The sequence below is a fragment of the Oribacterium sp. P6A1 genome (assembly GCF_000702885.1).
Taxonomy (GTDB): domain Bacteria; phylum Bacillota; class Clostridia; order Lachnospirales; family Lachnospiraceae; genus Oribacterium.
In genome coordinates this window covers 1-23780 of record NZ_JNKO01000025.1, presented here as the reverse complement: position 1 = coordinate 23780, position 23780 = coordinate 1, and the positions used below count along the sequence as shown (strand labels likewise).

The following is a 23780-nucleotide window of genomic DNA, read 5'->3' as shown; positions in this document are numbered from 1 at the left end:
CATTGAAAATGGTTCTATGCTGTACATACACTGCTGCATAACACCCGCATCATAATTTCGGTACTAAAGCAGTAAAATATTAGTTTTTCGGAGTTACAAAATGATTTCAAAATCATCTCCCATCGGAGTATTTGACTCAGGAGTCGGTGGGATTTCGGTACTTCGTGTTCTCAAACACGACATGCCAAATGAGAATTATATTTTTTTCGGGGACAGCATAAACGCCCCCTACGGAGAAAAAAGTGAAACCCGCATAAAGGAAATGTGCGATAACAACATTAAATTTTTATTTGAACACGGGGCGAAAGCCATTGTTATTGCCTGCAACACCGCAACATCAGCTGCTGCAACTTATCTGAGAGAAAAGTATCCCGATACCATAATCGTTGCCATGGAACCTGCTGTGAAGCCTGCCGTAGACAAGTCAGAGACTGCTCACCCTCATGTACTTGTTCTGGCCACCAGCGCAACCATTCACGGAGAGCGTCTCCATCATCTTATAGGACGATTTTCCGATGATGCTGACATTAACGCTGTGGCAGCTCCGGGTATCGTTCCACTGGTGGAAGCCGGAAAAGAAGATTCAGAGGAGATGCTCAATTATCTCAAAGAGCTTCTTAAACCTTTCAGAAGTGCACAAGACGGCGGCGAGGGCAAAATCGTAGACAGCGTAGTTCTGGGATGCACCCACTTCCCATTTGCCATGAAAAAGATCCGGGAGGCACTGGGATATGATGTGACATTCTATGACGGGGCATACGGTACATCCCGCGAGACTAAAAGAAGGCTTACGGAAGCGGGCCTTCTGAATGACAGCTCTGCTGACGGCAGCATACAGCTGTTCTCAACATCAAAAGAGACATCTCCTACTGCACTGGCCGAGAGACTCCTGAATCTGCCCTTTGACTATTCACCAGAAAAATGAAAAGTCTTTTATTAAATGTAGTTAATCAGTATCAAGAGCCGGAGTGGCTCCATATATGAACGTAAAGCCAAAGCGCCCCGGTCCTAAATGAATTCACTCCGGCCCAAAAATTTCAGGACATGTTGATCGTCGCTAATCATAAATCTCCTTGCATTTATAGTTTTGTCATGTTATAGTACTACGGTATTTCAAATTATATTGTTTGTAAGGTGGTGAGGATTTATGAAAATCGCACTTGTTATTATATTTTGTCTTATTGGTGTAGCTCTTTCTGCTATCATTCTTATGCAGGAAGGAAAGAGCGCAGGTCTTGGTGCAATTTCCGGTATGGCTGAGTCTTACTGGTCCAAGAACAAGGGTCGTTCTATCGAGGGTGGTCTTGAGAAGTTCACAAAGTTTGCAGCAGTTGCATTCTTTGTTGTTGCACTTATCCTTGATATCATCTGGTAAATTAAAGTATTAATTTAATGACATTTGCTCAACACCTGCATACAATGTATGCAGGTGTTTTTTGATATAATTGTGAAAGCGCCTAACGCGTAACGATTCTATATCACACCACCCCATTTCGACGGACTATATGTCCGGACAAGGAGTTTTTTTATTTATGGAAGATTATCAGAAGGAAAAGCTTTCCAAGCTGATTGTAGATCTCGTAAAGGATAAAATCTACCAGCCCATGAAAGCAAAGGAAATGGCCAATCTTATCGGCATACCCAAGGCCGAGCGTGCCGCTCTCCAGGAGGTTCTGGACAAACTGGTGGCCACCGGAAAGATAGGCATTTCCCAGAAAGGCAAATACGGCCGTACCGAGAACTTCACTCATGTAGGTACATTTACTGCCAACCAGAGAGGCTTTGGTTTCGTTAGTCTCGAAGGTCATGAGGATGAGGAGGATATTTTTATTCCGGAGGATTACATCGGTCAGGCCCTTGACGGTGATAAGGTCAGAATCATTATCACAAAAAACGGTGACGGAAGCCATCGTTCGGAAGGTCACATCACCCAGATTCTCGAGCATGCCAACAAGGAAATAGTCGGTATTTACCGCAAAAATAAATCTGTGGGCTTTGTAGAGCCCGATAACCAGAGGATACTAAAGGATATCTTCATCCCTCAGGGCAAGGACATGCGTGCCGTGAACGGTCACAAGGTAGTTGTAAAGATCCTGAACTACGGAGACGCTCACCACAAGCCGGAAGGCATCATCAAGGAGATACTTGGTCATGTCAATGATCCCGGCGTGGATATCCTCTCTATCGTTCGCGCTTACGGGCTGCCGGAAACATTTCCAAAGGACATCATGAAGGCAGCGGAATCTGTTCCGGAAAGTGTACCGGAGAACATTATCGCTGAAAGAAGCAGTCACGATTTCAGAAATCTCACCACTGTCACCATCGACGGTGAGGATGCAAAGGATCTGGACGATGCCATATCATTAAACTTCGATGAGAATACCGGTGTTTACAAACTGTATGTTCACATCGCAGATGTTACCCAGTATGTAACAGAGCACTCTCTCATCGATCAGGAGGCTCTCAACAGAGGCACTTCCGTATACCTCACCGACAGAGTCATTCCCATGCTTCCGAGAGTCCTTTGCAACGGCATCTGCTCTCTCAACGAAGGAGAGGACAGACTGGCCCTTACCTGCATCATGGATTTCGACAAGAGCGGAAAGCTTCTGGATCACGAGATCTGCGAATCAGTCATCAGATCAAACAAACGAATGACCTACAACGGTGTTCATTCCATCCTGACAGGAGCTGAGCTCACAAACGGAGAGGACCTTTCCACCTATCTTCCTTATAAGGAGATGCTTGAAAGGATGTACGAGCTGTCAAAGATCCTCCGTAAAAAACGTCATGAGCGTGGCGGAATTGATTTTGATTTCCCGGAGACAAAGATCCTTTTGGACGAAAGAGGCAAGGTCACCGAGATCCTTCCCTACATCCGTAACGAAGCACACATGCTGATCGAGGACTTCATGCTGGCAGCCAATGAAACTGTGGCAGAGGATTTCTTCTGGCAGCAGATCCCCTTTGTTTACAGAGTTCATGAGAAGCCGGATCCCGAAAAGTTCACGGCACTCAGTCTTGCGGTGTCCAATTTCGGTCATTTCATAAGGATGCGTGACGAGGAAAGCATTAGGCCAAAGGAAGTGCAGAAGCTTCTTGAGTCCATAGAGGGTACGCCGGAGGAGCCTATCATAAAGACCATGACCCTGAGGTCAATGAAGCAGGCCCGCTATTCAACCGAATGCAGCGGTCATTTCGGACTCGCCGCAAAGTACTACTGTCACTTCACTTCTCCTATAAGAAGATATCCGGATCTTCAGATTCATCGTATAATCAAGGAAGATTTGAGAGGCGAGCTTAAGAACCGCCGCCTTGAGCATTATCGTAATCTTCTTCCCGGGGTTGCAGACCGCTCTTCTACCCTGGAAAGGCGTGCTGACGAGGCCGAGAGGGAGACAGACAAGCTCAAGGAATGTGAATGGATGATGCACCATATCGACGAGGAGTTCGACGGTGTGGTTTCAGGCATTACCAATTACGGACTTTACGTGGAGCTTCCAAATACTGTTGAGGGCATGGTATCTCTTAGAATTATGGACAGCGATTATTTCGTATTCCACGAGGATAAGTATGAGCTTGTGGGAGAACGCACAGGCAAGGTCTACAGACTTGGAGACAAGGTCCATGTAAGAGCTCTGAGAGCCGACAAGCTCACCAGAACTATAGATTTTCAGATTGTAAAACCGGACACAGATCCTGTACAAAATGAGGTAACTTATGGCTAATTACGGAAAAGAAGAAGGCACAAAACTGATCGCCAACAACAAAAAGGCATACCACGATTACTTTGTTGACGAGACCTTTGAGTGCGGCATAGAACTTGCAGGCACTGAAGTAAAGTCTCTGAGAATGGGCCAATGTTCTATCAAGGAGGCTTACTGCAGTATAAGAAACGCCGAGGTCTATATTCTCGGAATGCATATAAATCCCTACGAAAAGGGTAATATCTTCAACAAGGACGCTCTCAGGGACCGTAAGCTTCTTATGCACAAATATGAGATCAACAAGCTGGTGGGCAAGCTGAAGGAGCAGGGTTACGCCCTTGTTCCGCTGAGGGTTTATTTCAGAAAATCTCTTGTGAAGGTGGAAATCGGTCTCTGCCGCGGTAAGAAGCTGTATGATAAGCGTGCGGATCTTGCCAAGAAACAGCAGAAGCGCGAGCTGGAAAGAGATTTTAAGGGATCAAATCTCAGAGTCTGATGTGGCCGGAAAAACTTAAATAATTACTGATAACCATATGGTTTAACATACTCCCCTGTATCTCTGAAAAGATAGCAGGATATGTTTAAAACATATGGTTTTTTTGTTATCTTGTATATCTGTTTCGCCGATATCATTTACGTATGCAACTGAGATTAAGGATAGTACTGTTTATTGGCGGAGTCTTATGTATCAGAAAACTTTTATAGCTCGCGATATCAATGATATAAAAAAAATAGTTGATAACTTTGACCTCAAGGGGTTCTATTCCAATACCGTGGAATCATTTGTTCAGTTATACACAACACGGATTCCTGAGGACGATTTAAAAGAGATGCTTTCTCTTATTAGCTCCGCTTTTCCGGGGATAAAAACTGCGGGCATTTCTCTTTTCGGTGCCCGGGAAATAAACAATGATCCTTCTGTTCTTCTGAGCTTTATGTTCTTCCATTCCGGTCATTTGGAAACTTTTCTTTATGACTTCACCGAAATAAGTGAGGAAGAAGGCTCTGCAGAGCTAAACAGAATCCTTCGTTCCGGTACACATCTTAAGGGCGTGGCATTGTATCCCGCGGGATACTCCATCGGCATCTCCAAAATAATCGAGGATGTCTCCGAGGGACTTTCCCATGTTCCGTTTTTCGGAAGTCTCGCCAGCACCCATATGGATGATTTTTCCAGGAACGTACTTCCATTTGCCTTTACCGATGATACAGTCAAGTACGGTCTTGCTGTAGTTGCATTCTACGGTGAAGATCTGAATATACAAATTGATGCATGTCTCGGGTGGAAGCCTCTGGGCAAAACCTTTACTGCTCACGTGAACGATAATATTCAGATGCGTGTAGGCGACACCTGCCTTGAGATGCTGGATGACACTCCGGTGAAGGATCTGTATAAGTACTATCTTGATGCCGACATCGACGGTTATAATATGATGAACATAAATGAATTCCCCATAGTTCTGGAACGAGACGGAATTCCTTATGTTCGTATACCCTTTTTTTGCGGCGACAACGGAGAATTCTACTATTACGGAGATATAAAAGAAGGGGAAAAGGTTCAGATAGGCTACGGAAATCCAAGAGAACTCATCAGAGAATCCGAACTTCTTAGTATCAGGATGCAGGAATTTGTTCCCGAAGCAATGTTTTCCTTCATTTGTGTAAGCCGTTTTATGCTCCTCAGGGATCGCTATATTTCCGAAATCGATAATCTGACCCGTATACTTCCTCAGGCTACCTATGCCCACGGCTCCGGTGAAATCTATAAATACAACGGATACGGCGGTTTTCTGGCAGGATCCATCGTAGCTGTCGCCATGCGTGAAGGTCCCATTACCGATTCCATGCCCCGTACAAATTTTCAGGCAGGTCAGGAACCAAGGTCAAACGGCCTTGTGCCTCTCTCTGAAAGGCTGGTCACTTACCTTGAAAAAACATCTCTGGATCTAAATGACATGGCCATTAAAGCCGACCAGGCAAATATGGCAAAAACCGAATTCCTTTCCAGAATGTCCCATGAGATTCGTACTCCCATAAATGCCATCATCGGTATGAATGAAATGGTCCTTCGGGAATCATCAGATCCTCAGATTCTTGAGTATGCCGGAAATATTGCAAACTCCGGAAGCATGCTTCTCAACATAGTAAACAATATCCTGGATTTCTCCAAGATTGAGGCGGGAAAGATGAGTCCTATTCCAGTGGACTTTGACTTGTTCAAGCTGATTTTGGATCTTGTGCAGATAGCCCAGCATTACTGCGAGAAGAAAAATCTGAGATTTGAAGTTATAGTGAATGATGATATGCCTTATCAGCTTCATTTTGATGAGGTCATGCTGAAACAGATCATCGCAAATCTAATATCCAATGCAGCCAAGTACACAGATAAGGGCACTGTGACATTTTCTTTGGACTTTGAAAAAATTGATGACACATCAGAGTATCTTACTGTACACATAAAAGATACCGGTATAGGCGTGAAACCGGAAGACCAGAAGAGAATGTTCATCGATTTTGAGCGCTTTGACGAACAGAATCATCGCACAACCCAGGGAAGCGGACTGGGTCTTTCCATAGTTCAAAGGCTTCTCAATATGCATGACAGCAAACTGGAATTTGTGTCCGAATACGGAGTGGGATCGGATTTTTATTTCACAATCAAAATAAATGTCAGGGATTGGGCTACTGTAGCTTCACATAAAGCAAATTATGAAAGTGAAATAATCAAAAACAACCATTATCACGAATCTTTTAAGGCTCCAGGTGCAAATGTACTGGTTGTGGATGATGTTGAAGTCAACAGGTTCGTTTTCAAGTCATTGCTCAAAAAAACAGAGCTTAATATAACAGAAGCATCAGGCGGTCAGGAAGCACTTGACCTTTGCAAAAAGAACCGTTATGATTTGATCTTCATGGATCACCTGATGCCCGGTTTAAACGGAATAGAGACTTTCCACTCCATAAGAGATCTTGATCAGGACTGGACAAAAACTGTTCCCGTGATAGCGCTCACTGCCAATGCCATATCCGGCGCGAGAAATATGTATATAGAGGAAGGATTTATAGATTATCTTTCCAAGCCTATATCTCCTACCTATTTGGAATCAAAGCTGATACAATATTTACCAAAGGATAAAGTACAGATTGTTGAAAAGGATGATTCTGCTACAACTTCTGTGAAGGACGTGCTGCATATGAACAGTGCAAGCACAAACCTTGATGATCTTGGTTCCCTTCCAAATATAGCAGGAGTTGATATCATTGCCGGCATCAAGTACTGCGGTGATTTCATAACATATCAAAAAGCGCTTATCGGTTTTGTGGAAAATATTCCGAAGCAGCTGGACAAATTTAATCAATATAAGAGCCTGGAAGATCTGGACGGATACATACTTTTGGTTCATTCCATAAAGAGTACTTCCCGGGTCATCGGAGCAAATCAACTGAGCAGGCTGGCAGAAGTACTGGAAAAGGCCGGAAAATCAAGTAATTTTGATTTGATTGAAGAAAATATGCCTGTTTTTGTTTCAGGTCTCTCCGCTATTTATGAAAAACTGGCTCCTGCTTTGAAACTGTTCCATGAAAAAGAAACTTCCGTGCAAAGTGTCTCTTCGGGATCATCTTTAACCTCTCCGGTTTCAGACCAGTCAAATACCGGAGCATCAGTTTCTGACAACAACAAAGCTAAAGAATCCATAGATATAATTACCATTAAATCGGGAGGAGAATCAAAGGATATGAGTAATGACCCAATCGGACGTGTTGGAGAAATCCGTAAACTTAATGCGGAGGAGATGTCAAAGGCCTTTGTTGTCCTGAAGCAAAAGGCTGATGAATTTGATTTTGATTCCTGTGAAAAGCTTGTTGACTTCCTTACAGCACAGTCTGTATCCAATAAGATGAAAACAACTCTTACGGAAGTAAAGAATGCACTTGAGGACCTCGATTGGGACAAGGTCCAGAGTCTCATCGCAGACTTTTAAATTTTAATCATAATTAATTAGGGGAAATATATGGCTAATGACGATCGAAAATTAGTTCTGTTGGTAGATGATGATATTATGTACATAAAGATGCTGCATGGTGCCCTGATGCAGCATTACCGTATAGCTATGGCAAAAAACGGTGATCAGGCACTGGCATACCTGAAGAAGAATAAACCTGATCTTATCCTGCTTGATTATATGATGCCTGTCAAATCCGGGCGTGAGGTTTTCTATATCATGCATGACGATCCTGAACTCCGTGATATTCCTGTCATCTTCCTGACAGGTGCCAATGATACGGAAAGCGTTATGGAGGTTCTGAAGCTGGGTCCTGCAGGTTATGTGCTGAAATCAACTTCTCTTATAAAGATCACTGAGACTGTTAATGCTTTCTTCAAAAAACAGGCTCAGGCAGCACAAACAGACCGGGAATCATGAGCGCAGGTGTATCTACGCAGGTGTTCATTCACTCAACATCCACAATCTCCACCCGCTCCGGCGCAATTCGCAGATCGGAGACGCTGGATTACTGCCACTTTGTGGCAGTAATCCAGCGTCTCCTGTATTTTCCCGGCAAGGTATGAAGTACGGATGACTCCATCCGATGTCTGAATGTCGGGATACTCCGTCTCGTCGAATAGGTTGGTTTTCCTGTGCCCCCGGGAAATCTGAATGATGGCAAACAGCAGATCCTCGGAGGGAATATCGAACAGATCTGCATATTTACGAATGAACAGGCCACTCAGCTCGTTATGAAAGTCTCTGATGACCTTTTCCGGTTTGGGATTGGGGTGCTTTTTCAGGTATTCCTCCATATCCAACTTCCGGGTGAATGCTTCGAAGCTATCCCGGGAAATCCCCATGCCAACATCATGGAGGTAGCAGCTCATTACCAAGGCATAGCATTCTGGTATCGTCAGTGCCTGAACCTGCTCTCCCAGCAGCTGATTGCAAAAATACAGCACGTCCATGCTGTGCAGGGATTTTGACACCCCTTTTTTGTGTTCGACCATCTGGCTGAAGCATTTATCCCGTCTGCTATGCGCCAGGCCTCTCCTAAATTGGTAGCAAACAGGCCTATTGCAACATAAGGGATATTCAGGATAATCTTCTTTTTTAATTTCTGATTCATCGTGTCTGCTCCTTCCTCCATACTATCTACGTTGATACAATCTCTGCTTTTATGTGTCAGAAGGGTTCGCGTGATCCCAGCTTTTTAGGGTAGGTGTTCACTTCATTATATCAAAAGAGTACTCTTAGACCCGTATATACTATCATCAAACCGGAAGTTATCGAAAAATACGCTCTGCTATTCATAAGAGCTATGAAATCGGCCAGGCTTATGCCGCTTCTTTCACCAGGGTGCTCATGCCGCAGATCGTCGCTGTCTTCTTCTTGAAGCGAACAAGAACGATGAACTCATAGATCAGCAGGGCCACATAACCAATTAGGGCTCTGATCATGCCGCTCACCTCACCCCTCATCAGACTGGAGTTGAAGGCAGTGCATACATCGTACAACGTATGGACGACAATGGGAACAAGAAGCGCCAGCACATAGTTCAGAACAACAGAGCCTTTACCGTTCAGTTTGCTGAACTTCGCCCTTCCCAAAAACTCCGCCATGACCATATTGAAAGTCATATGCGCAGGGACAGAAATCATTCTCACAATTGTGGAGACGATGGTCGCATCGTCTGCACCATAAGAAAACTCCTCAATAATGGAAAAGCCGATACCCACGCACGCACCGATCAGAATGTACTCATAAACGTTTTTAACCTTTTTGCGAAAGATGAGCAGTATAACGATGATCAGGATCAGCTTGGCAATCTCCTCCAGACCGCCGGCGAGAATGAGGGCGCGCTCCAAAGACTGGATCAAGTTCATTTCGGACAGCTTCACAGCATTCGGGTCCGCTGCCATTGCCTTAAGGTAGCGCATGGAGAAGGGAATCGTCAACGGATGAGAGAGCAAGCCGATAGCAATGGGAAGCAGGGCCTGCAGCCAGCCAACGGGCTGTGGAATTTCTCTCTTGACCATTCTCCAATACAGTAAGCCAAGAAAAACAATAGTAATCGCTGTTGAAAGAATAGACATGGCGTTCATGTGTGTTGTCTCCTTTTTTTGATTACCTATTATAGCACAGAATCTTTTTGGGGAAGATGCAATATATTCTCCATTGATTCCTGATTCTCTCCACTATTCTGCTGTAGACATTCTCGTTATACCGGCATATGGTGGACAATTGATTCCTCCTGAAAAACGCATATCTCATCACTCCTTATAATGTTCTCTTGCTCTGCCTGAGTGCAGCCATTCTGCCAAGATTACCATGCTTTATCTCATGATCAAGGGCTGCGACAATCTGATCCTTACGCTTTAAGAAATCAGGTCCTGTCAGGTTCTTACCCGAAACCGTATGATGCGTGATAAATGAACAGTCACATTCAAGGTTCTCTACAAAAAGCTTTAATTCCTCCAGCATCTCTTTTTCCGAAAGGGGATCAAATTCACCACTCTGTGCCTCTTCCAGAAGCGGAGTCCCGGGGAATAATGTGAGACCGCCTGTTCCAACAAGCATAGGCTTACACTGACTGAATATCCTGGCAGAATTTATAGCGTGCTCACGACTGTGAGACTTTCCGGCAACGCCTTAAGAAAAGTCATCCAGTAATCAATCCCTGCTTCTTCAAGCTTATGACACTGCTCGAGGATATCCTCCGCGTGATAGCCTTTGTTTATCATATTAAGCGTCCAGTCATCTCCGCTCTCGACACCAAGTGATATTTCTTTCATTCCCAGTTCCTTAAGCTTCTTCAGCTCTTCCACCGTTTTGTTCTTAAGGTCAGATACTCTTCCTGCCAAATAGATGTATTCCATCTTGGGCAGGTATCTATGTACCATCTCGAAGATTGGTGCAAGCTTGTCATATGTTAAGACAAGCGGATTTGCGGAAAGTATCTGTATTGTTCTTGCATTTGGATCACTCTCAGACAGTTCCTTTAAGTCCTCCTCGATCCACTCCATAGGGGACATCCTGAAGGGAACGTCCTTGTACATGGTACAGAACTTGCATTTGTTATGAGTACAGCCCTGTGTGATCTCAAGTAAAGGCCATGTAGGCCAGTATGGGTTTCTGTATACGGTTCCTGTAAAATGCATATCAATCGCCTCCGTTTCTTAAATCATGTTCACGTACGAGCATTTATCTCCTGTACTATGTGTATAACATACAACCGAAACTTGTAATTATCCACTTACAGAATTATAATTCTGATATATATTCTTACATATTTCATATTCTGTAAGAAACGGGGTGTGATATGGCTGAAAGAACAAAGATTTGGATAGCAGATTCTCTTAGAAAGCTGCTATCCCATAAATCAATAGACAAGATTCGGGTAACCGAGATCTGTAAGGAAGCTGAGATTGAGCGCCCTACATTCTACTATCATTTCAAGGACAAATATGACCTAATGGCATGGATGATCTTTCAATCTGCCTACGATACGGATGTTCTTGATCTCGACTCAGCAGCTAAGGCTCTGGACAGGATGAAAAAAGACTGCATCTTTTATAAAAGAGCCTACGAGGACAACTCGCAGACTCCCATGTGGCAATATATGCTTGAATATTTCGTGGAGCGTTATGCCCAGATGGCAAAGCAGAACCTCGGTACGGATACCCTCGACACTCAGATCCTGTACAGCATCAGGCTATACTGCTACGGGACTCTTGGAATGACAAGGGAATGGGTGCTTACCGATAACATAACCCCTTCACGGACAGCTGTACAGATGATGTTCGAATCCATGCCTGAAACCTTGAAACAGATATTCCTCGGCAAACAAATGGAGACTACCAATGACCGGTAGTCTCCTTCTTCTTTTGAAATTACACACTCTCTAATGAAGTATTATTACTTTGATGAAGCTTTCTTTTTTGTGGCTTTTTTAGATGTTGCAGGCTTTGATGCTGTTGCAGGCTTCTTTAACTCTGAAGACTTTTTATTGACTGTTGCTTATAAAGCATCCCTTATCATCATTAAGTGCATCTATATCATCAAAATATCTCTCGTACAGTCTCATATACCTGATATATCTGTTTATCTTATTATATAAGAACTCTAACCATGCTCAATGGAATAAATTTTTTAATAATGGTACCTTCTGCGTAAAGCAAACATAAATATGCTTCCTACAACAGCTGCCATCAGCTCAGCAAAAACAGGAATGAAAACGGATAGGCAAGTGCTTCTGACAGAACAAACATCACTGCAGATGATATACATATTATGGTAAGCAGGTCTTTGTCGAATACCAGATAATCAGCATCCTTACCGGCCGTGATAGAACCCTTTTTATCCACAATACCAAGCTGCTTTGCGCCATTGATCGTAAAGCCCAAAAGCATCTCTTCAATGCTCATCCTCTCATTAGTTAAGGAGATAAGAAGAAAGTCCGCGTCATTTCAACATATAGTCCAACAATCCTTTGACCTCTGTTATTCTGTCTTCAATCGTATCGCACGCTAATTTCCCGTCTTCAACGATAAGTGCCTGTGGAAACGCCTCCCAGTCGAGACCGTCGAAGCCCGAAATCTCGTTGCGATAAAGCTGCAGGGCATCTCCGCTGACAAATTTCAGCAACAAAGCCCGGAGCATCTCGGACAGATCCGCGTTCATTACGCTGCCATACATCTGTAGTGCTTCGCTGTTCCCGAGCAATGTTGCTAGAACGTCTGCGGTACCCGAACCCAGATTCTCGATCAGTGCCTTTTCGTCCCAGTACATCAGATGCACCTTGTTTCCACCCTGCGACAGCTTTGCCGCAACACGATAAATACCCAACGCAGTCCATTGCCCGTACAGCTCTGATTTCGCCTCAAGCTCGGATGAAGTCAATGTCTGAGCCTTAATATACGCCCGCATCGCCTCGGCGACGGAACCGTCTATATCGCCCTGAAGGTCGTCCACAGCCGCCTTTACCGCGTCCTTGTAGTTCTTACTGCCGACGGAGGATCGGATCACCTGCATTCCCCCGCCGGTAATGCCGACGATAAACTCGATACCCGAAGCGGCTCCGTTTCGATATGCCTCATACACCTGCTTAGGGATCAGTTTTCCGTCACAGGTCGGTGTGCACATGCTCATCCAAAGCCTTTGCACAGCGTCTTTTAGAGCTTCCGTATCCAGGTGCAAAAGCTCCGCCATCGTCGAAGTGTTTGTTTCTTTCAACAATGCTTTTGCCAGGGCTCTGGAGGCATCCGGCGTATCACAGGCAGACTCCGGGCTGCCGTCGAACACGAAGGCCCTCCGGAACAGACCCCTCACCTGCTCGCTGGCGGCCAGCAGGCAGATGCAGGTCGCGCCGGACTCGAAGCCCAGCACCGTGATCCGCTCGGGATCACCCCCGAAGGCTCCGATGTTTTCCCTGATCCACTTCAGTGCCGCGATTTGATCCAGCAGCCCGAGGTTCAGGGTGTCCGGGCAGGCCTCCCCGCCGGGAACCTCAGAAAAATCAATGAACCCGAAGATACCGAGGCGATAATTAAAACTGACAAGCACTACATCCTGATTCGCATTTACATAATCCTCACCGTACAGCAGCGGATCGACCGCGCCGCCGTAGGTAAAATCTCCGTGGTGGAACAGCACAAGCACCGGCTTTTTCGCTTCCGTCTTTTCGTCCCCGGTGGCTATATTCAGGTACAGGCAGTCCTCGCTCTGCCGGTGATGCCTGATGATCGAGCCCTTATGCTCCACCTGTATGGCCGAGGCGCCGAAGTTCTTGGCCTCAAACACCGTCTCCGACGCAGGGAGCGGCTCGGGTGCCTTCCATCTCAGTTCGCCTACCGGAGACTTTGCGTAGGGAATCCCCCAAAAGATTCGTGTCTCCTTGTACTTCTCCCCGACGTAGATGCCGGTTCGCGTCCTGACCGCACACTCGACATCATATTCACCGTGAACAGCCCGGTTCCGCTGATTCACTTCCTCGATGTCCCTGTCCGTCACGTCGAACACATAGCCCTCGCTTCCGTCCCCGTAAAGCTTGCAAATCTTTCTGACACGATATCCACGTATGCACAGATTCACCACAAAGCCGACAATGGGAAGACCCACAACCCACGCAAACTCTTCCTCCAGGTCTTCTATCAGGGACGTGCCCAGCAAATGCCTCGAAACAAACTCGGCGATCAGGAAAATAAGCAGGATCGCCACATAAGTGAATACCCGGTTGACCGTTTTTTGCTGGACGGTCTTGCTGAAAACGATCCTGCTGATGAGCTCCTCCAGCGTAATTCCGAGGGCAAAGCAGACCGCTATGCACGCAGGCTGCGTCCAGCCCAGATACATCGGAATCGTATAGCCAAAGCCATAGCCCAGCGCCGAGATGAAAGCCACCATAAAATCATCGATTGTAAATAACTTCTTCATGATTTTTTTTAAGCGTGAGTGTAGACCCACTCTCCGCCCACCATGGTTCCAAGCACGGGCGAATCCTGGATATGCTCCGAATCGCACTTGGTAATATCATCACCAAGTACCACCAAATCTGCTTCCTTCCCGACAGTAATACTGCCCAGCCTGTCATCACAAAGCATCTGATAAGCCTCATTAATGGTGGTCGCTTCGATCATCTGCTCTATCGTTACGCGCTCGCTCGCATTATGCAGTGTGTCCGGACGTCCGGGAAGCTGACGAATCACACCTTTCTGTATGCCTGTAAGCGGATAGGCCGGATTTGTAACAGGATAATCACTGGCAGAGGTTACCGTAACTCCGGCATCAAAGAATGCCTTCATCGGAAGCTGATTTTCAGCACGTTCTTCGCCAAGAACAGCGACCATCATCTGAAAATATTCCGGCTCGAAATCAAACCAGTGAGGATCTGTAGAAGCTATAACATTTAGTTTAGCCATACGGGGGATATCCTCCCTGTCTACCACCTGAAGATGAGTTATGGCATCCCTGTAATCGTGAGGTCCTGTCTCCTCCAATGCCTTCTCTATGGCATCCAGAGCCATGCAGAGTGCCCCGTCTCCTATGGCATGAGCGTGTACCGTAAATCCCAGCTCATGAGATTTTTTGTATATTTTAATAAGGGTTTCCATGTCAAAGCGAAGCTGCCCATGATGCTGATGCTCGACAGACCACGGATCTGTGTAAGGCTGCTTCATATATGCTGTCGAAGGTGTCCCCGGCATCGTACCGTCTATCTGTATCTTGATATTGTTAAGCTCGAACATGCGCCCCTTGGTCTTCTTTCTAAGCTCTGCCGCATGTTCTATCTCTGCCATAGTATCATGACCTTCCGCCTGAAATACCTGATAAGCGGCATAGACATGCATTTTAAGCTTTCCTTCCATATCAAGCTCATGGCAGGCAAGTGCGGCATTGTCTGTAGTATCCCAGTTGATGATAGGTTCAAGGATCAGGGTCTCTCCATGAGCCAGATATTCCTCCTGATAGTGCAGGAATCCCTCCTTATACTGCTCAACCGAGAACACGGTAAGCTCCTTTAGCAGATCCATAGCACCCTCACGGAAATAACCGGTGGGATTCCCCTGATCATCCCGGGTGATTATTCCGTCACTTATATCCGACGTGTTTTTGTCGATTCCCAGACGATCCATTGCGGCATGATTCACCCAATAAGAATGATGACCTATATCCGCAAGAACGATCGGTTTGTCTGTCAAACCATTAAGCAGATCCGCAGTGGGACCGTTCGGTCCCATATCCGGTGTGGGTATGAAGCCTGAGCCCTGAATAACATCCAGCTCCGGACGCTCCCGGATGAACTTCTTTATAGCAGCAAGATGTTCCTGTAAGGTACCCATGGGACTTAGATGTACAAAGAAAAGCGCTTCCGTTCCTCCGGGTGCGATATGACCGTGTCCCTCTCCAAATCCCGGAAGAATGATACCTTTATCATACCGGATCTCCTCCGTATCCTTGTCAATATATTCCTTCACGCCTTCTTCGTCTCCCACATAGACGAACTTTCCGTCAGAAATCGCAAGTGCCGCAGCCTTGGGCTTTTTCTTATCAACTGTGTAGATATTACCGTAGATGACCTTATTTGCTTTCATTATCTGTATCTCCTCTTATTGTTAATTTACTTTCTTTCCCGCAAAATACACATCCGTCGGTTTGTTATAGCTGAAGCCCTCATGCTTGGCAGTAAGCAGGTCAGTATCAAAAATAAGGAAATCAGCATCCTTACCCTTTTCAATAGAGCCCTTGCTGTCTTCTATACCAAGCTGCTTTGCTCCGTTTATCGTATATCCGAGTATCATTTCTTCTATACTCATTTGCTCATCGGCGGAAGGATTTGCTCTGACGGTCCAGTCTGTTTCGGCGGCTCTGGTCTTCTCATTTATCCACCTTGTCATGCCGACCTCCATGCCAAGGTACGGACTCCAGTTGTTAAAATCACCATAGTGGATATCATCGCTGGACCATGTAACATTGGCACCGGTCTTCCAGACCGACTTACAGCGGTACATCTTACCCGCACGCTCCTCACCAAGCAGCTCGCACCACGTCTTATAAGGATCTCCGCCCATGTTTCCTGCATGCCACCATGGTGTATAATTGGCGTTAACACCTAACTTTGCGAAACGGTCAATATCCGCGTCATCCTGAATCTCAAGATGTGCACAGGTGACTTTCACATGGTACTTATCCCCAAGCTCCTTCTTAGCCATCTCCACACCGTCAAGTACATTACGGGATGCGCCCTCACCTACAGTGTGCAGGTGCAGGTCAAGTCCTGCCTCATTAAGCTGAATAAGAAGCTCTGCGATCTGATCCTTATTGAAAGCAGCCGTTCCCTTGTCCCCGGTATCTTCATAAGGTGTCACAAGTGCTGCCGTTTCAATCTTTAAGGTACCGTCATTGAAAATCTTTAAGGTATGCACCTTAAGGTGTTTCGTATTAAATTCACTGTTAAAGCTCTTAAGCTTTTTTATCGCCTCCGGCACCTGGCGGGGCTGTGTGATCACATAGCAGCCGTCTATATAAACGGGAAGCTCTCCTTCCTCATCAAATTTTTTTAATTGTCTGTAAACCCTCTCATGAAAATCATTGCATTCCGGAATACCGGCATCAAAGACACCCACGACCCCTGCATTGACAGAAAAATCGAACCAACGCTTTAAGGCGGCATCTATCTGTTCATCTGTCAGTTTTTCCGCACCATCGATCAGAAAGCGGGTTTCCGCAGCCGCTTCAAATATATTTCCTGTTATATGTCCATCTTTACGCACATAGTAACTAAGTCCCGGCACGGGATCGATGATATCATCCGTAATGCCATGACGCTTAAGAAGCTTTGAATTTGCCCATATGCTGTGTGCCTCACCCTCTAAGATCATGATCTCACTGTCGGCACAGACAGCATCAAGATCTTCCTTTGTAATCTCTTCACCATGTAGAAAAACACGCTCCAGAAGGAAATTGTAGCTCTCCTTGCCCGGATTGTTCTTAATATGATCAGCTATAAAGCCAAGGGCTTCCTTTTTGCTGTCACACACGATATACTCGCCCATATCCTTATACTCAAATCCGACGGGCATGGTAACATGGACATGGCTGTCGATGATTCCCGGCATTATGAATTTCCCGTCAAGATCCGTCACCTCGCCCTCATAATCCGAAAGACCGGCATCATCGCCGACATAAACAAATTTGCCATCCTTTACCGCAAGGGCTGTAGCCCGCAGGGTTTTCGTGTTCGATGTAAAGATTTTTGCGTTTCTTATGATTATGTCTGCCTTCATAGAGCCTCCTTTAATTAAGCCAAACAATATACAGTCATTGTACTTAAATAAATGTTAAAAGTCCGTTAAAACATAAAAGTGGTGAGGGTGCATTAACAGTCTTAAGTTATTAAGACTGTTAATGCACCCTCACCAAAACCAAAAAGGGGTTACTTATTTGCCTGGTTTTAACAGATTGTTTCCATGCGCCCAGTCATACTGGGACATATAAGCACCATAATAAAGATTCACGGCACCCGGCTTTCCGTCAAGATAGTCAAAATAGTCACACCGTACCTTTTTTCTGTCGATTCCCAGCACTCCCCATCCCTGGATCAGAATATCTGCCTCACCTATGTCTGATAATGTCTTTAAGAGGTCCTTCTTTGCGACACGAATATAAGAGTCGGAACTGTCCCGGAATATGACATTACAGATTTCAGTGACCGGACAGAGAACACCGGCCTTGTTTATCAGATAGGCCAAAAGCTCTTTCGAACGTTTTGTAAAGGATACGACAGGCTCTCTGTTATAAAACACTTCAAAATCACCAAAGCACTGGATAGACAATCCCTTCCCCATGTTCCCTTTAATGGCATTATGCCGAAGCTGCGATAATGCATGCTCTATCTTTTCTACCGTAACAGGCTTCATAAGATAGTCACTGGCTCCCAGTTCGAAGGCTTTGTGAGCGTACTCGCTGTATCCGGTGGTAAAAACTATGTCGCACCCGGGATATGCTGTTTTAATGCACCTTGCCAGGTCAACGCCTGTCATGGCTCCTATCGCTATATCCAGAAATGCAATATTGATCACCCCTAAAGGTAAGGCAGCAAGCGTATCATCGGCATTATCAAAAGCCACTATCTCAGCTTCCGGCAGAGCCTCATGAACACGTTTGGTCAATTGCCTTAACAGGATGGGTTCATCTTCTACAACAAGTATTCTCATTCTCCATGCCTTTCATTTATTTGGGAATCCTTATGGTTACCTTTGTTCCTTTGCCCGGAGTGCTCTCGATAGTAAGACTTCCACCTACCATTTCCCGGATCCGGTATCGGGAATTCTCTATTCCAAGATGCTTTCTCCCGTTATCCTCATGCACTGCAGCATCAAATCCGGTTCCGTCGTCAGCTACCGATACAATATAGTGCTCACCCGTTTCAAACGAACCGATCCTCACAGTCCCTCCATCTTTTTTCTCACAGACACCATGTTTTATTGCATTTTCAACTATAGGCTGGACCGAAAGCGCCGGAACAAGGAAAGAAGTGCAGTTTATATCGAATTCAATGTTCAGTTTGTTTTGAAAACGAAGCTTTTCAAGCCATACATAAGTTTTAATGTGATTCAATTCTTCCGAAAAAGAAACAGGCTCGCTTTTATCGGCAAAATCAATATTCTCACGCAGATACTCCGAGAATTCACCTATGGCTCTGGCAGCAAGCCCCGGATCTTCCTCACACAAGGCTTCGATGACCGCCAAAGAATTACAAAGGAAATGGGGCTGCATCTGCGAGATCATGGCTGAGACCTGAAGTTGAACCTGTTCCTTTTCGTATCTTAGATTATCCTTCTCAAGTTCATCATTTACGTTAAAAAACATAAGGCAGACCGGCATCATAAACACAACTGTCGCCAGACCCCACACCGATACATACTTGTTTAAAACGTCCAGATTCAGAGACAGCATGGAAAATAGTACGGGAGAAAAGATACAGCATATAAAAGAAAGTTTCCGGGTTCTGCTCAATTTGGAAAGCAAGGTAGCAACCGACAATGATATCAGACAGAATAAATCCAGAAGGATGCTGATATGATCCTCAATGACATCAGAATATAATCCCTCATCAGTGACAAGAAAAAGAACCGGCCTGAATCTGTTGACGAGAATGGCAACGGAATAAATGATAACCCCAATGGAGATAAGCACGGTAACCATGCGTGTGACGGCTGTTTCCTCAAGAAATCTCTTCTGATAGAGCCATAAGGTCAGGAAACAGGTCATGGAAAAAAAATAATCTAAGCCTGTAAGTACATCAATAGCGTGGCTATGCCCCGGCATCCCGTAAACACTGCCTGTAAGAGCTGCAAAGAATACCGCAACAAAAAGATTAAAGAGAAAGAGGGTAAAATAGCCCATTGCTCCAAGGTAGCTATCCCTGAAGCACATATATCCCGAAAAAACTGTCAAAAAAACGAGACTGATAAGATAGATGATCCTTAACATGAACATTGAGTCTCTGAAAATATTATTTTTCACCGATACTGCAAAGGCAAAAAACGTTAAAAGGAACATGAGCGCGGACACAAGCAAACAGAATGTCTTATTATCGATCTTTATCATCCTCATCTTCATTTCCTTTGACACATACCTTCCAGATTTATACTATATTTACGTAAAAATGACAGTTCTTTACTGCTGCGAAAGACAGAGGCTTTTATCTTCGTTCTCTATAAACTCCACCTTTATGCTTGCAGTTCTCCCTGCGCCGATCCTTTGGTTACGATAGTCTCCTCTTTCGATAAAAATGTAAGTCAAAAAAGTTTGATTTGGCTGTATCATCATCCTGTCATCCGAAAGCTTTCCGATTGTTGCACGTTTCGGATAGGTGATCTGTTTTTCAGGATCGTAAATCCTATCGTATTCGTACTTCACATATGTCGTTCCGCCTCTTTTTTCAAAAATATATTTCCCTGGCGCATCAGGTAAATCCACCCAAAAATCGTAGTACATAACCCCTCCTATATATAAACCTATATATAGGAGGCTTGTTATAACAAAATAGGGCTATTTTTCAATAGATTTTTTTGTTTTTGAGATTATGCGTTACTTGTTTGTAACCATGTAATGCACGATGGATGCGCATCTTGCCGCTGCTTCTTTTTCAAAGGTTGGATAATCCACTGTGGCAGAGCCGTCCGCCTTATCTGAAATGGCTCTGATGATAACAAAGGGTACATTGTTCTGGTAGCAGATCTGAGCTATTGCTCCGCCTTCCATCTCACAGCAAAGTCCTCCAAACTCAGATGTTATATTCCTTTTTTGCTCATCTGATGAGATGAACTGATCTCCCGTGCAGACTCTGCCCTCAAAAACATTAACTTCCGGTGCACATTCTCTAATAGCGCTGACGGCATTTGCCATCATGGTCTCATCTGCCGGCAAAGAAACAGAGCCTATCCCATCAAGCTCTCCCTTTTGATTCCCTATGGCAGTCAGGTCAAAGTCGTGCTGCACCGCATCGGTTGATACCACAAAATCTCCAATATCTATCGAAGCATCAAGTGAGCCTGCCACACCGGTATTAATAATCCTGTCCACACCAAAATTCGTAATAAGAACCTGAGCGCAAGCCCCCGCATTAACCTTACCGATTCCGCACTTAACGATAACTACATCCTCACCGTCAAGATTTCCTTCATAGAACTCCATCCAGCCAATATCTGTTACCTTTACGTTTTCCAGCTCCTGCTTAAGGGTATCCACTTCCTCATCCATAGCTCCGATAATTCCGGTTTTTACCGATGACTTAGCCTTTTCCCCGCATCCTATGAGTATGCAGCAAAGTACCATTGCAATTACTACAGACATCAGCGTAATACTTCTTTTTCTCAAATTTAATCACCTCGTTTCCATTATCATGGGCAATCAAGTGGGACAGCCCCCTCTTCTATTTTACTATATATTCTTGAATTTAAAATTCAAGAATACATACTTGACGGTCAAGACGAGACAAAACGAGTCAAAGCGAGACAATGTCGGCCACATACTTTATTTTTCAAAATCCGGTTTCCAACCAGCAAACTGAATAAGCTGTTCATCTGTTCTATGATAATATCTCTCGTTCTTATCAAGCTTGGCGATTTCTGCCATTTCTTCAATGGTTGCCTCATCACCATCAACACTTACGGCAATGTCCTCATGCTCGGCTGAATAATAATTGAAAGTACCATTCTTTAATCCCTCTATAAATTCATCAGCAGACTGCCTTACTCCTGTCATATGATAAAGACAGTAATCTGCAGACATAAGACTTCTGAGACCTTCTATGTTTTTCTCTATCATATAATCCCAGTAGTCTTTATATAGTTCTGAAATTTTTTCTTCTTCTGTTCCGCTGGATCCAGCATCTTGATTACCTTAGCAGGTACACCACCTACAACCGCATACGCAGGTACATCTTTTGTAACAACAGCTCCCGCTCCAACGACTGCATATTCTCCGATGGTTACGCCAGGACAGATAGTTACATTAAGGCCAAGCCATGCATTTTTCTTTACAGTGACTTTTCCATAGGTATATTTAAGAATGATCCTCTTGCTGGCAAAAATCTTATTACTGATGAAGACATTTATGGTCACACTCTTATGGTAGGTGGTGGCTCACCGGCACTTCTCCGCTCCGTTCAGCAAAAGCTTATTTCATCAGGTAAAATTGAATATTTTAATAGTCCAGATCATGACACCACACTTACTAACGTTGCTTCAGGCAAAGGAATCTGTCTGGCTCCCGGTTTTCTTAATGACCACAGCGGACAGTTTGCCTGGATTCCTTATGACTGCGATGATAGTTTTTCATGCGTCCTCTGCACTCATAAAGCGGATCAACGTCATAGCCTTGATGCTTTTATTAAAGTATTACAGAAGTTATACAACGAAGCGGTCGCATTTCCTCTGTAAGAATTACCATTTTAAATCCTATTAGGGATTTTTTAGTCAAAGTAATCCTTCTTCTCCCCATAGCGTTAAAGCCTGAGTAACCAGCGCAACAACCATACCAACTATAACGCCCTGCTATTGATTTACACTTAAAACTGCCCCGCATCTACTTTTTTGAGTATCTTGTTCCCCTCCCCGTTCCATATTTTGTAACATATCCTACGTCCACCAAAGCATTCAAGATTCGTACTGTTTTATCTTTGCTCCAATTGAGCTTTTCTGCTATTTCACTGCTACTATAGCGCATCTCACCAGTTAACAACTCTAGCAATTTATTTTCATCAGATGTAACCGACATTGTTGCAGATAATACAGGCAGTGTGACAGTAATTGAATTATCTTTTATTTCAAACTGTGGCTTTATTGGGCATTCTTTGTATGCATCCAAAATTCGTTTTATTCCAGTACCAAACATCTCAATATAGTGCAATCTAAAGAAAATGTTCCCTAATACAGGATTTCTCAATGTTGAAATATTGCCATGTAAATATTCATCCTCACTAATTCCACTTGGCAACCCACCAGGCGAAGAAATCTCAATCTTATCCTCGAACATTGATATCCTAATATTTGCATTTATATCCCATGTTCTATGTACTAGTGCATTTGCAACTGCTTCACGAAATGCTTTTTCTGGGACCTTTTCTACCAAAACTCTATCAAAACCTTTAATTTGCTCATATTGATAGTATCTTCTATACATATTAAGAGCCTTATTATACTGTGTAATTATAGACATATGAGTAAAGCTCTCGCGATCTAGTATTTCATCAATAGAGTTACCAAAACGAGCAACATCAATTCCAGAAAAATTATTTTTATCAGATAACAATGAAGCCGCATTATTAAGCAGCCCTTCTTTTGTATAAAGTCCTAACGTCCTAAGTGTATCGTCATTAACTTTTGTTATTCCTAATTTTTCAATAAGACTTTTCTCAAGCTCTTCAAAAGTCATATCCTCATCCTCATTGACTAATGATTCAAAGTATAGATTATTTCCCTCAAGAGTAAGTCTTTTTAATTCAATCTGGTCAACCTCAACAGAAGCAGTATCACTTCTTCGATATGCTTTTCCCTTGTATAAATATGGCTTATATCTTCCTTCAGTTATATCTAATGTTATAACATTATTTAACCTATTAATTGAAAGAGAATAATCAGGCTTAGGAGAAATGGAATCATTAATTTTATTTTCAATATCGAGACATTTCTGATCTGGATTATCTATACCAATGACCGCTCCATCATCAGCAATTCCAAACAATATTTTTCCAGTTCCAAAATTAGAAAAAGCACTCACTGTTTTCAAAAATGAATTTGTCACTTCTGATTTATATTCTAGAGTTCTTGTTTCTTTCATTGGCAATTCCTCCTAAAATTCATTTCAATATCATCATATGATAAGTAAGACGTAAATGCAACGTAATTTTTTACGTCGCATTTACGTCTTACTTAATTAGTGTATGCTCAGCAACCGCCTAATTTTTTCAGACGGCTGCCTCATATAAACAATTGTACCTTGAAAATATCAAAATCAATTTTTGGAACAAAGAAAGCCTGAGGAGGCAATCTAAGTTCATGGATATAATCGATAGTGC

At 44.0% G+C, this 23780-nt stretch carries 24 protein-coding genes; 8 read left to right on the top strand and 16 right to left on the bottom strand.

The features are described from left to right. Nucleotides 1-100 precede the first annotated feature (100 nt). The 6 genes from murI (at nt 101) to T515_RS12975 (ending at nt 8131) form a co-directional block, all read left to right on the top strand. The gene (gene murI, locus T515_RS13000) at nt 101-925 is read left to right on the top strand and encodes a glutamate racemase (RefSeq protein WP_036611973.1); all 825 of its coding nucleotides are present in this window, start codon (nt 101-103) and stop codon (nt 923-925) included. A 222-nt stretch (nt 926-1147) separates the two neighbouring features. Beyond that, nucleotides 1148-1375, top strand: a complete 228-nt coding sequence (secG, locus tag T515_RS12995; RefSeq protein WP_036611971.1) for a preprotein translocase subunit SecG — start codon at nt 1148-1150, stop codon at nt 1373-1375. A gap of 157 nt (nt 1376-1532) precedes the next feature. Continuing rightward, the gene (rnr, locus tag T515_RS12990) at nt 1533-3728 is read left to right on the top strand and encodes a ribonuclease R (RefSeq protein WP_051671726.1); all 2196 of its coding nucleotides are present in this window, start codon (nt 1533-1535) and stop codon (nt 3726-3728) included. Continuing rightward, a complete protein-coding gene (gene smpB, locus T515_RS12985) occupies nt 3721-4203 on the top strand; it encodes an SsrA-binding protein SmpB (RefSeq protein ID WP_036611969.1) in 483 nt (160 codons plus the stop codon). Before rnr ends, smpB begins: the two co-directional genes overlap by 8 nt. Before the next feature lie 187 nt (nt 4204-4390). Next, the gene (locus T515_RS16805; RefSeq protein ID WP_051671725.1) at nt 4391-7690 is read left to right on the top strand and encodes an ATP-binding protein; all 3300 of its coding nucleotides are present in this window, start codon (nt 4391-4393) and stop codon (nt 7688-7690) included. Nucleotides 7691-7720: 30 nt separating this feature from the next. Next, nucleotides 7721-8131, top strand: coding sequence for a response regulator (locus T515_RS12975; protein WP_051671724.1), 411 nt, complete (start codon nt 7721-7723; stop codon nt 8129-8131). A gap of 32 nt (nt 8132-8163) precedes the next feature. On the opposite strand, the gene T515_RS12970 is transcribed toward T515_RS12975, so the two are convergent. From T515_RS12970 to T515_RS18040, 5 genes are all read right to left on the bottom strand, one after another. Further along, nucleotides 8164-8664 carry an HD domain-containing protein gene (locus T515_RS12970; protein WP_442950152.1) on the bottom strand — a complete coding sequence of 167 codons (501 nt, stop codon included), beginning with the start codon at nt 8662-8664 and terminating at the stop codon, nt 8164-8166. Further along, complete coding sequence (locus T515_RS18050) at nt 8610-8825, bottom strand: hypothetical protein (RefSeq protein WP_036611965.1); 216 nt, start codon at nt 8823-8825, stop codon at nt 8610-8612. The genes T515_RS12970 and T515_RS18050 overlap by 55 nt, the downstream gene beginning before the upstream one ends. A 208-nt stretch (nt 8826-9033) precedes the next feature. Next, on the bottom strand, nt 9034-9801 hold the full coding sequence (locus T515_RS12960) for a PrsW family glutamic-type intramembrane protease (RefSeq protein WP_036611963.1): 768 nt from the start codon (nt 9799-9801) through the stop codon (nt 9034-9036). 175 nt (nt 9802-9976) lie between these two features. Then, nucleotides 9977-10276, bottom strand: coding sequence for a hypothetical protein (locus T515_RS18045; RefSeq protein ID WP_242839383.1), 300 nt, complete (start codon nt 10274-10276; stop codon nt 9977-9979). Between the two features lie 32 nt (nt 10277-10308). Continuing rightward, nucleotides 10309-10857: a radical SAM protein gene (locus T515_RS18040; RefSeq protein WP_242839382.1), complete on the bottom strand. Its 549-nt coding sequence runs from the start codon at nt 10855-10857 to the stop codon at nt 10309-10311. A gap of 161 nt (nt 10858-11018) precedes the next feature. Here T515_RS18040 and T515_RS12950 point away from each other — a divergent pair, with 161 nt between their 5' ends. Continuing rightward, complete coding sequence (locus T515_RS12950; protein ID WP_051671723.1) at nt 11019-11570, top strand: TetR family transcriptional regulator; 552 nt, start codon at nt 11019-11021, stop codon at nt 11568-11570. A gap of 337 nt (nt 11571-11907) precedes the next feature. On the opposite strand, the gene T515_RS12940 is transcribed toward T515_RS12950, so the two are convergent. From T515_RS12940 to T515_RS16785, 10 genes are all read right to left on the bottom strand, one after another. Beyond that, complete coding sequence (locus T515_RS12940; protein ID WP_036611959.1) at nt 11908-12123, bottom strand: amidohydrolase family protein; 216 nt, start codon at nt 12121-12123, stop codon at nt 11908-11910. A gap of 37 nt (nt 12124-12160) precedes the next feature. Beyond that, nucleotides 12161-14131 (bottom strand): carboxylesterase family protein, encoded by a 1971-nt coding sequence (locus tag T515_RS16795; RefSeq protein WP_051671722.1) that lies wholly within the window; start codon nt 14129-14131, stop codon nt 12161-12163. Between the two features lie 8 nt (nt 14132-14139). Beyond that, nucleotides 14140-15789 carry an amidohydrolase gene (locus tag T515_RS12930; RefSeq protein WP_051671721.1) on the bottom strand — a complete coding sequence of 550 codons (1650 nt, stop codon included), beginning with the start codon at nt 15787-15789 and terminating at the stop codon, nt 14140-14142. 21 nt (nt 15790-15810) lie between these two features. Further along, the gene (locus T515_RS12925; RefSeq protein ID WP_036611956.1) at nt 15811-17481 is read right to left on the bottom strand and encodes an amidohydrolase; all 1671 of its coding nucleotides are present in this window, start codon (nt 17479-17481) and stop codon (nt 15811-15813) included. A gap of 153 nt (nt 17482-17634) precedes the next feature. Continuing rightward, complete coding sequence (locus T515_RS12920; RefSeq protein WP_036611954.1) at nt 17635-18411, bottom strand: response regulator; 777 nt, start codon at nt 18409-18411, stop codon at nt 17635-17637. Between the two features lie 16 nt (nt 18412-18427). Further along, nucleotides 18428-19696 (bottom strand): sensor histidine kinase, encoded by a 1269-nt coding sequence (locus tag T515_RS16790; RefSeq protein WP_197026453.1) that lies wholly within the window; start codon nt 19694-19696, stop codon nt 18428-18430. 180 nt (nt 19697-19876) lie between these two features. Beyond that, on the bottom strand, nt 19877-20197 hold the full coding sequence (locus T515_RS12910; protein ID WP_036611951.1) for a hypothetical protein: 321 nt from the start codon (nt 20195-20197) through the stop codon (nt 19877-19879). Between the two features lie 93 nt (nt 20198-20290). After that, nucleotides 20291-21037, bottom strand: coding sequence for a 5'-methylthioadenosine/adenosylhomocysteine nucleosidase (locus T515_RS12905; protein ID WP_051671729.1), 747 nt, complete (start codon nt 21035-21037; stop codon nt 20291-20293). A gap of 198 nt (nt 21038-21235) precedes the next feature. Continuing rightward, nucleotides 21236-21529, bottom strand: coding sequence for a nuclear transport factor 2 family protein (locus T515_RS12900; RefSeq protein ID WP_036611948.1), 294 nt, complete (start codon nt 21527-21529; stop codon nt 21236-21238). Beyond that, the gene (locus T515_RS16785; RefSeq protein ID WP_051671719.1) at nt 21526-21825 is read right to left on the bottom strand and encodes an acyltransferase; all 300 of its coding nucleotides are present in this window, start codon (nt 21823-21825) and stop codon (nt 21526-21528) included. Before T515_RS16785 ends, T515_RS12900 begins: the two co-directional genes overlap by 4 nt. Before the next feature lie 6 nt (nt 21826-21831). On the opposite strand from T515_RS16785, the gene T515_RS12890 reads away from it, so the two are divergent. After that, complete coding sequence (locus T515_RS12890; RefSeq protein ID WP_197026452.1) at nt 21832-22143, top strand: hypothetical protein; 312 nt, start codon at nt 21832-21834, stop codon at nt 22141-22143. A 145-nt stretch (nt 22144-22288) separates the two neighbouring features. Here the strand turns inward: T515_RS12890 and T515_RS12885 are convergent, their stop codons facing one another. Beyond that, nucleotides 22289-23542 carry an ATP-binding protein gene (locus T515_RS12885; RefSeq protein WP_036611945.1) on the bottom strand — a complete coding sequence of 418 codons (1254 nt, stop codon included), beginning with the start codon at nt 23540-23542 and terminating at the stop codon, nt 22289-22291. Nucleotides 23543-23780 lie beyond the last annotated feature (238 nt).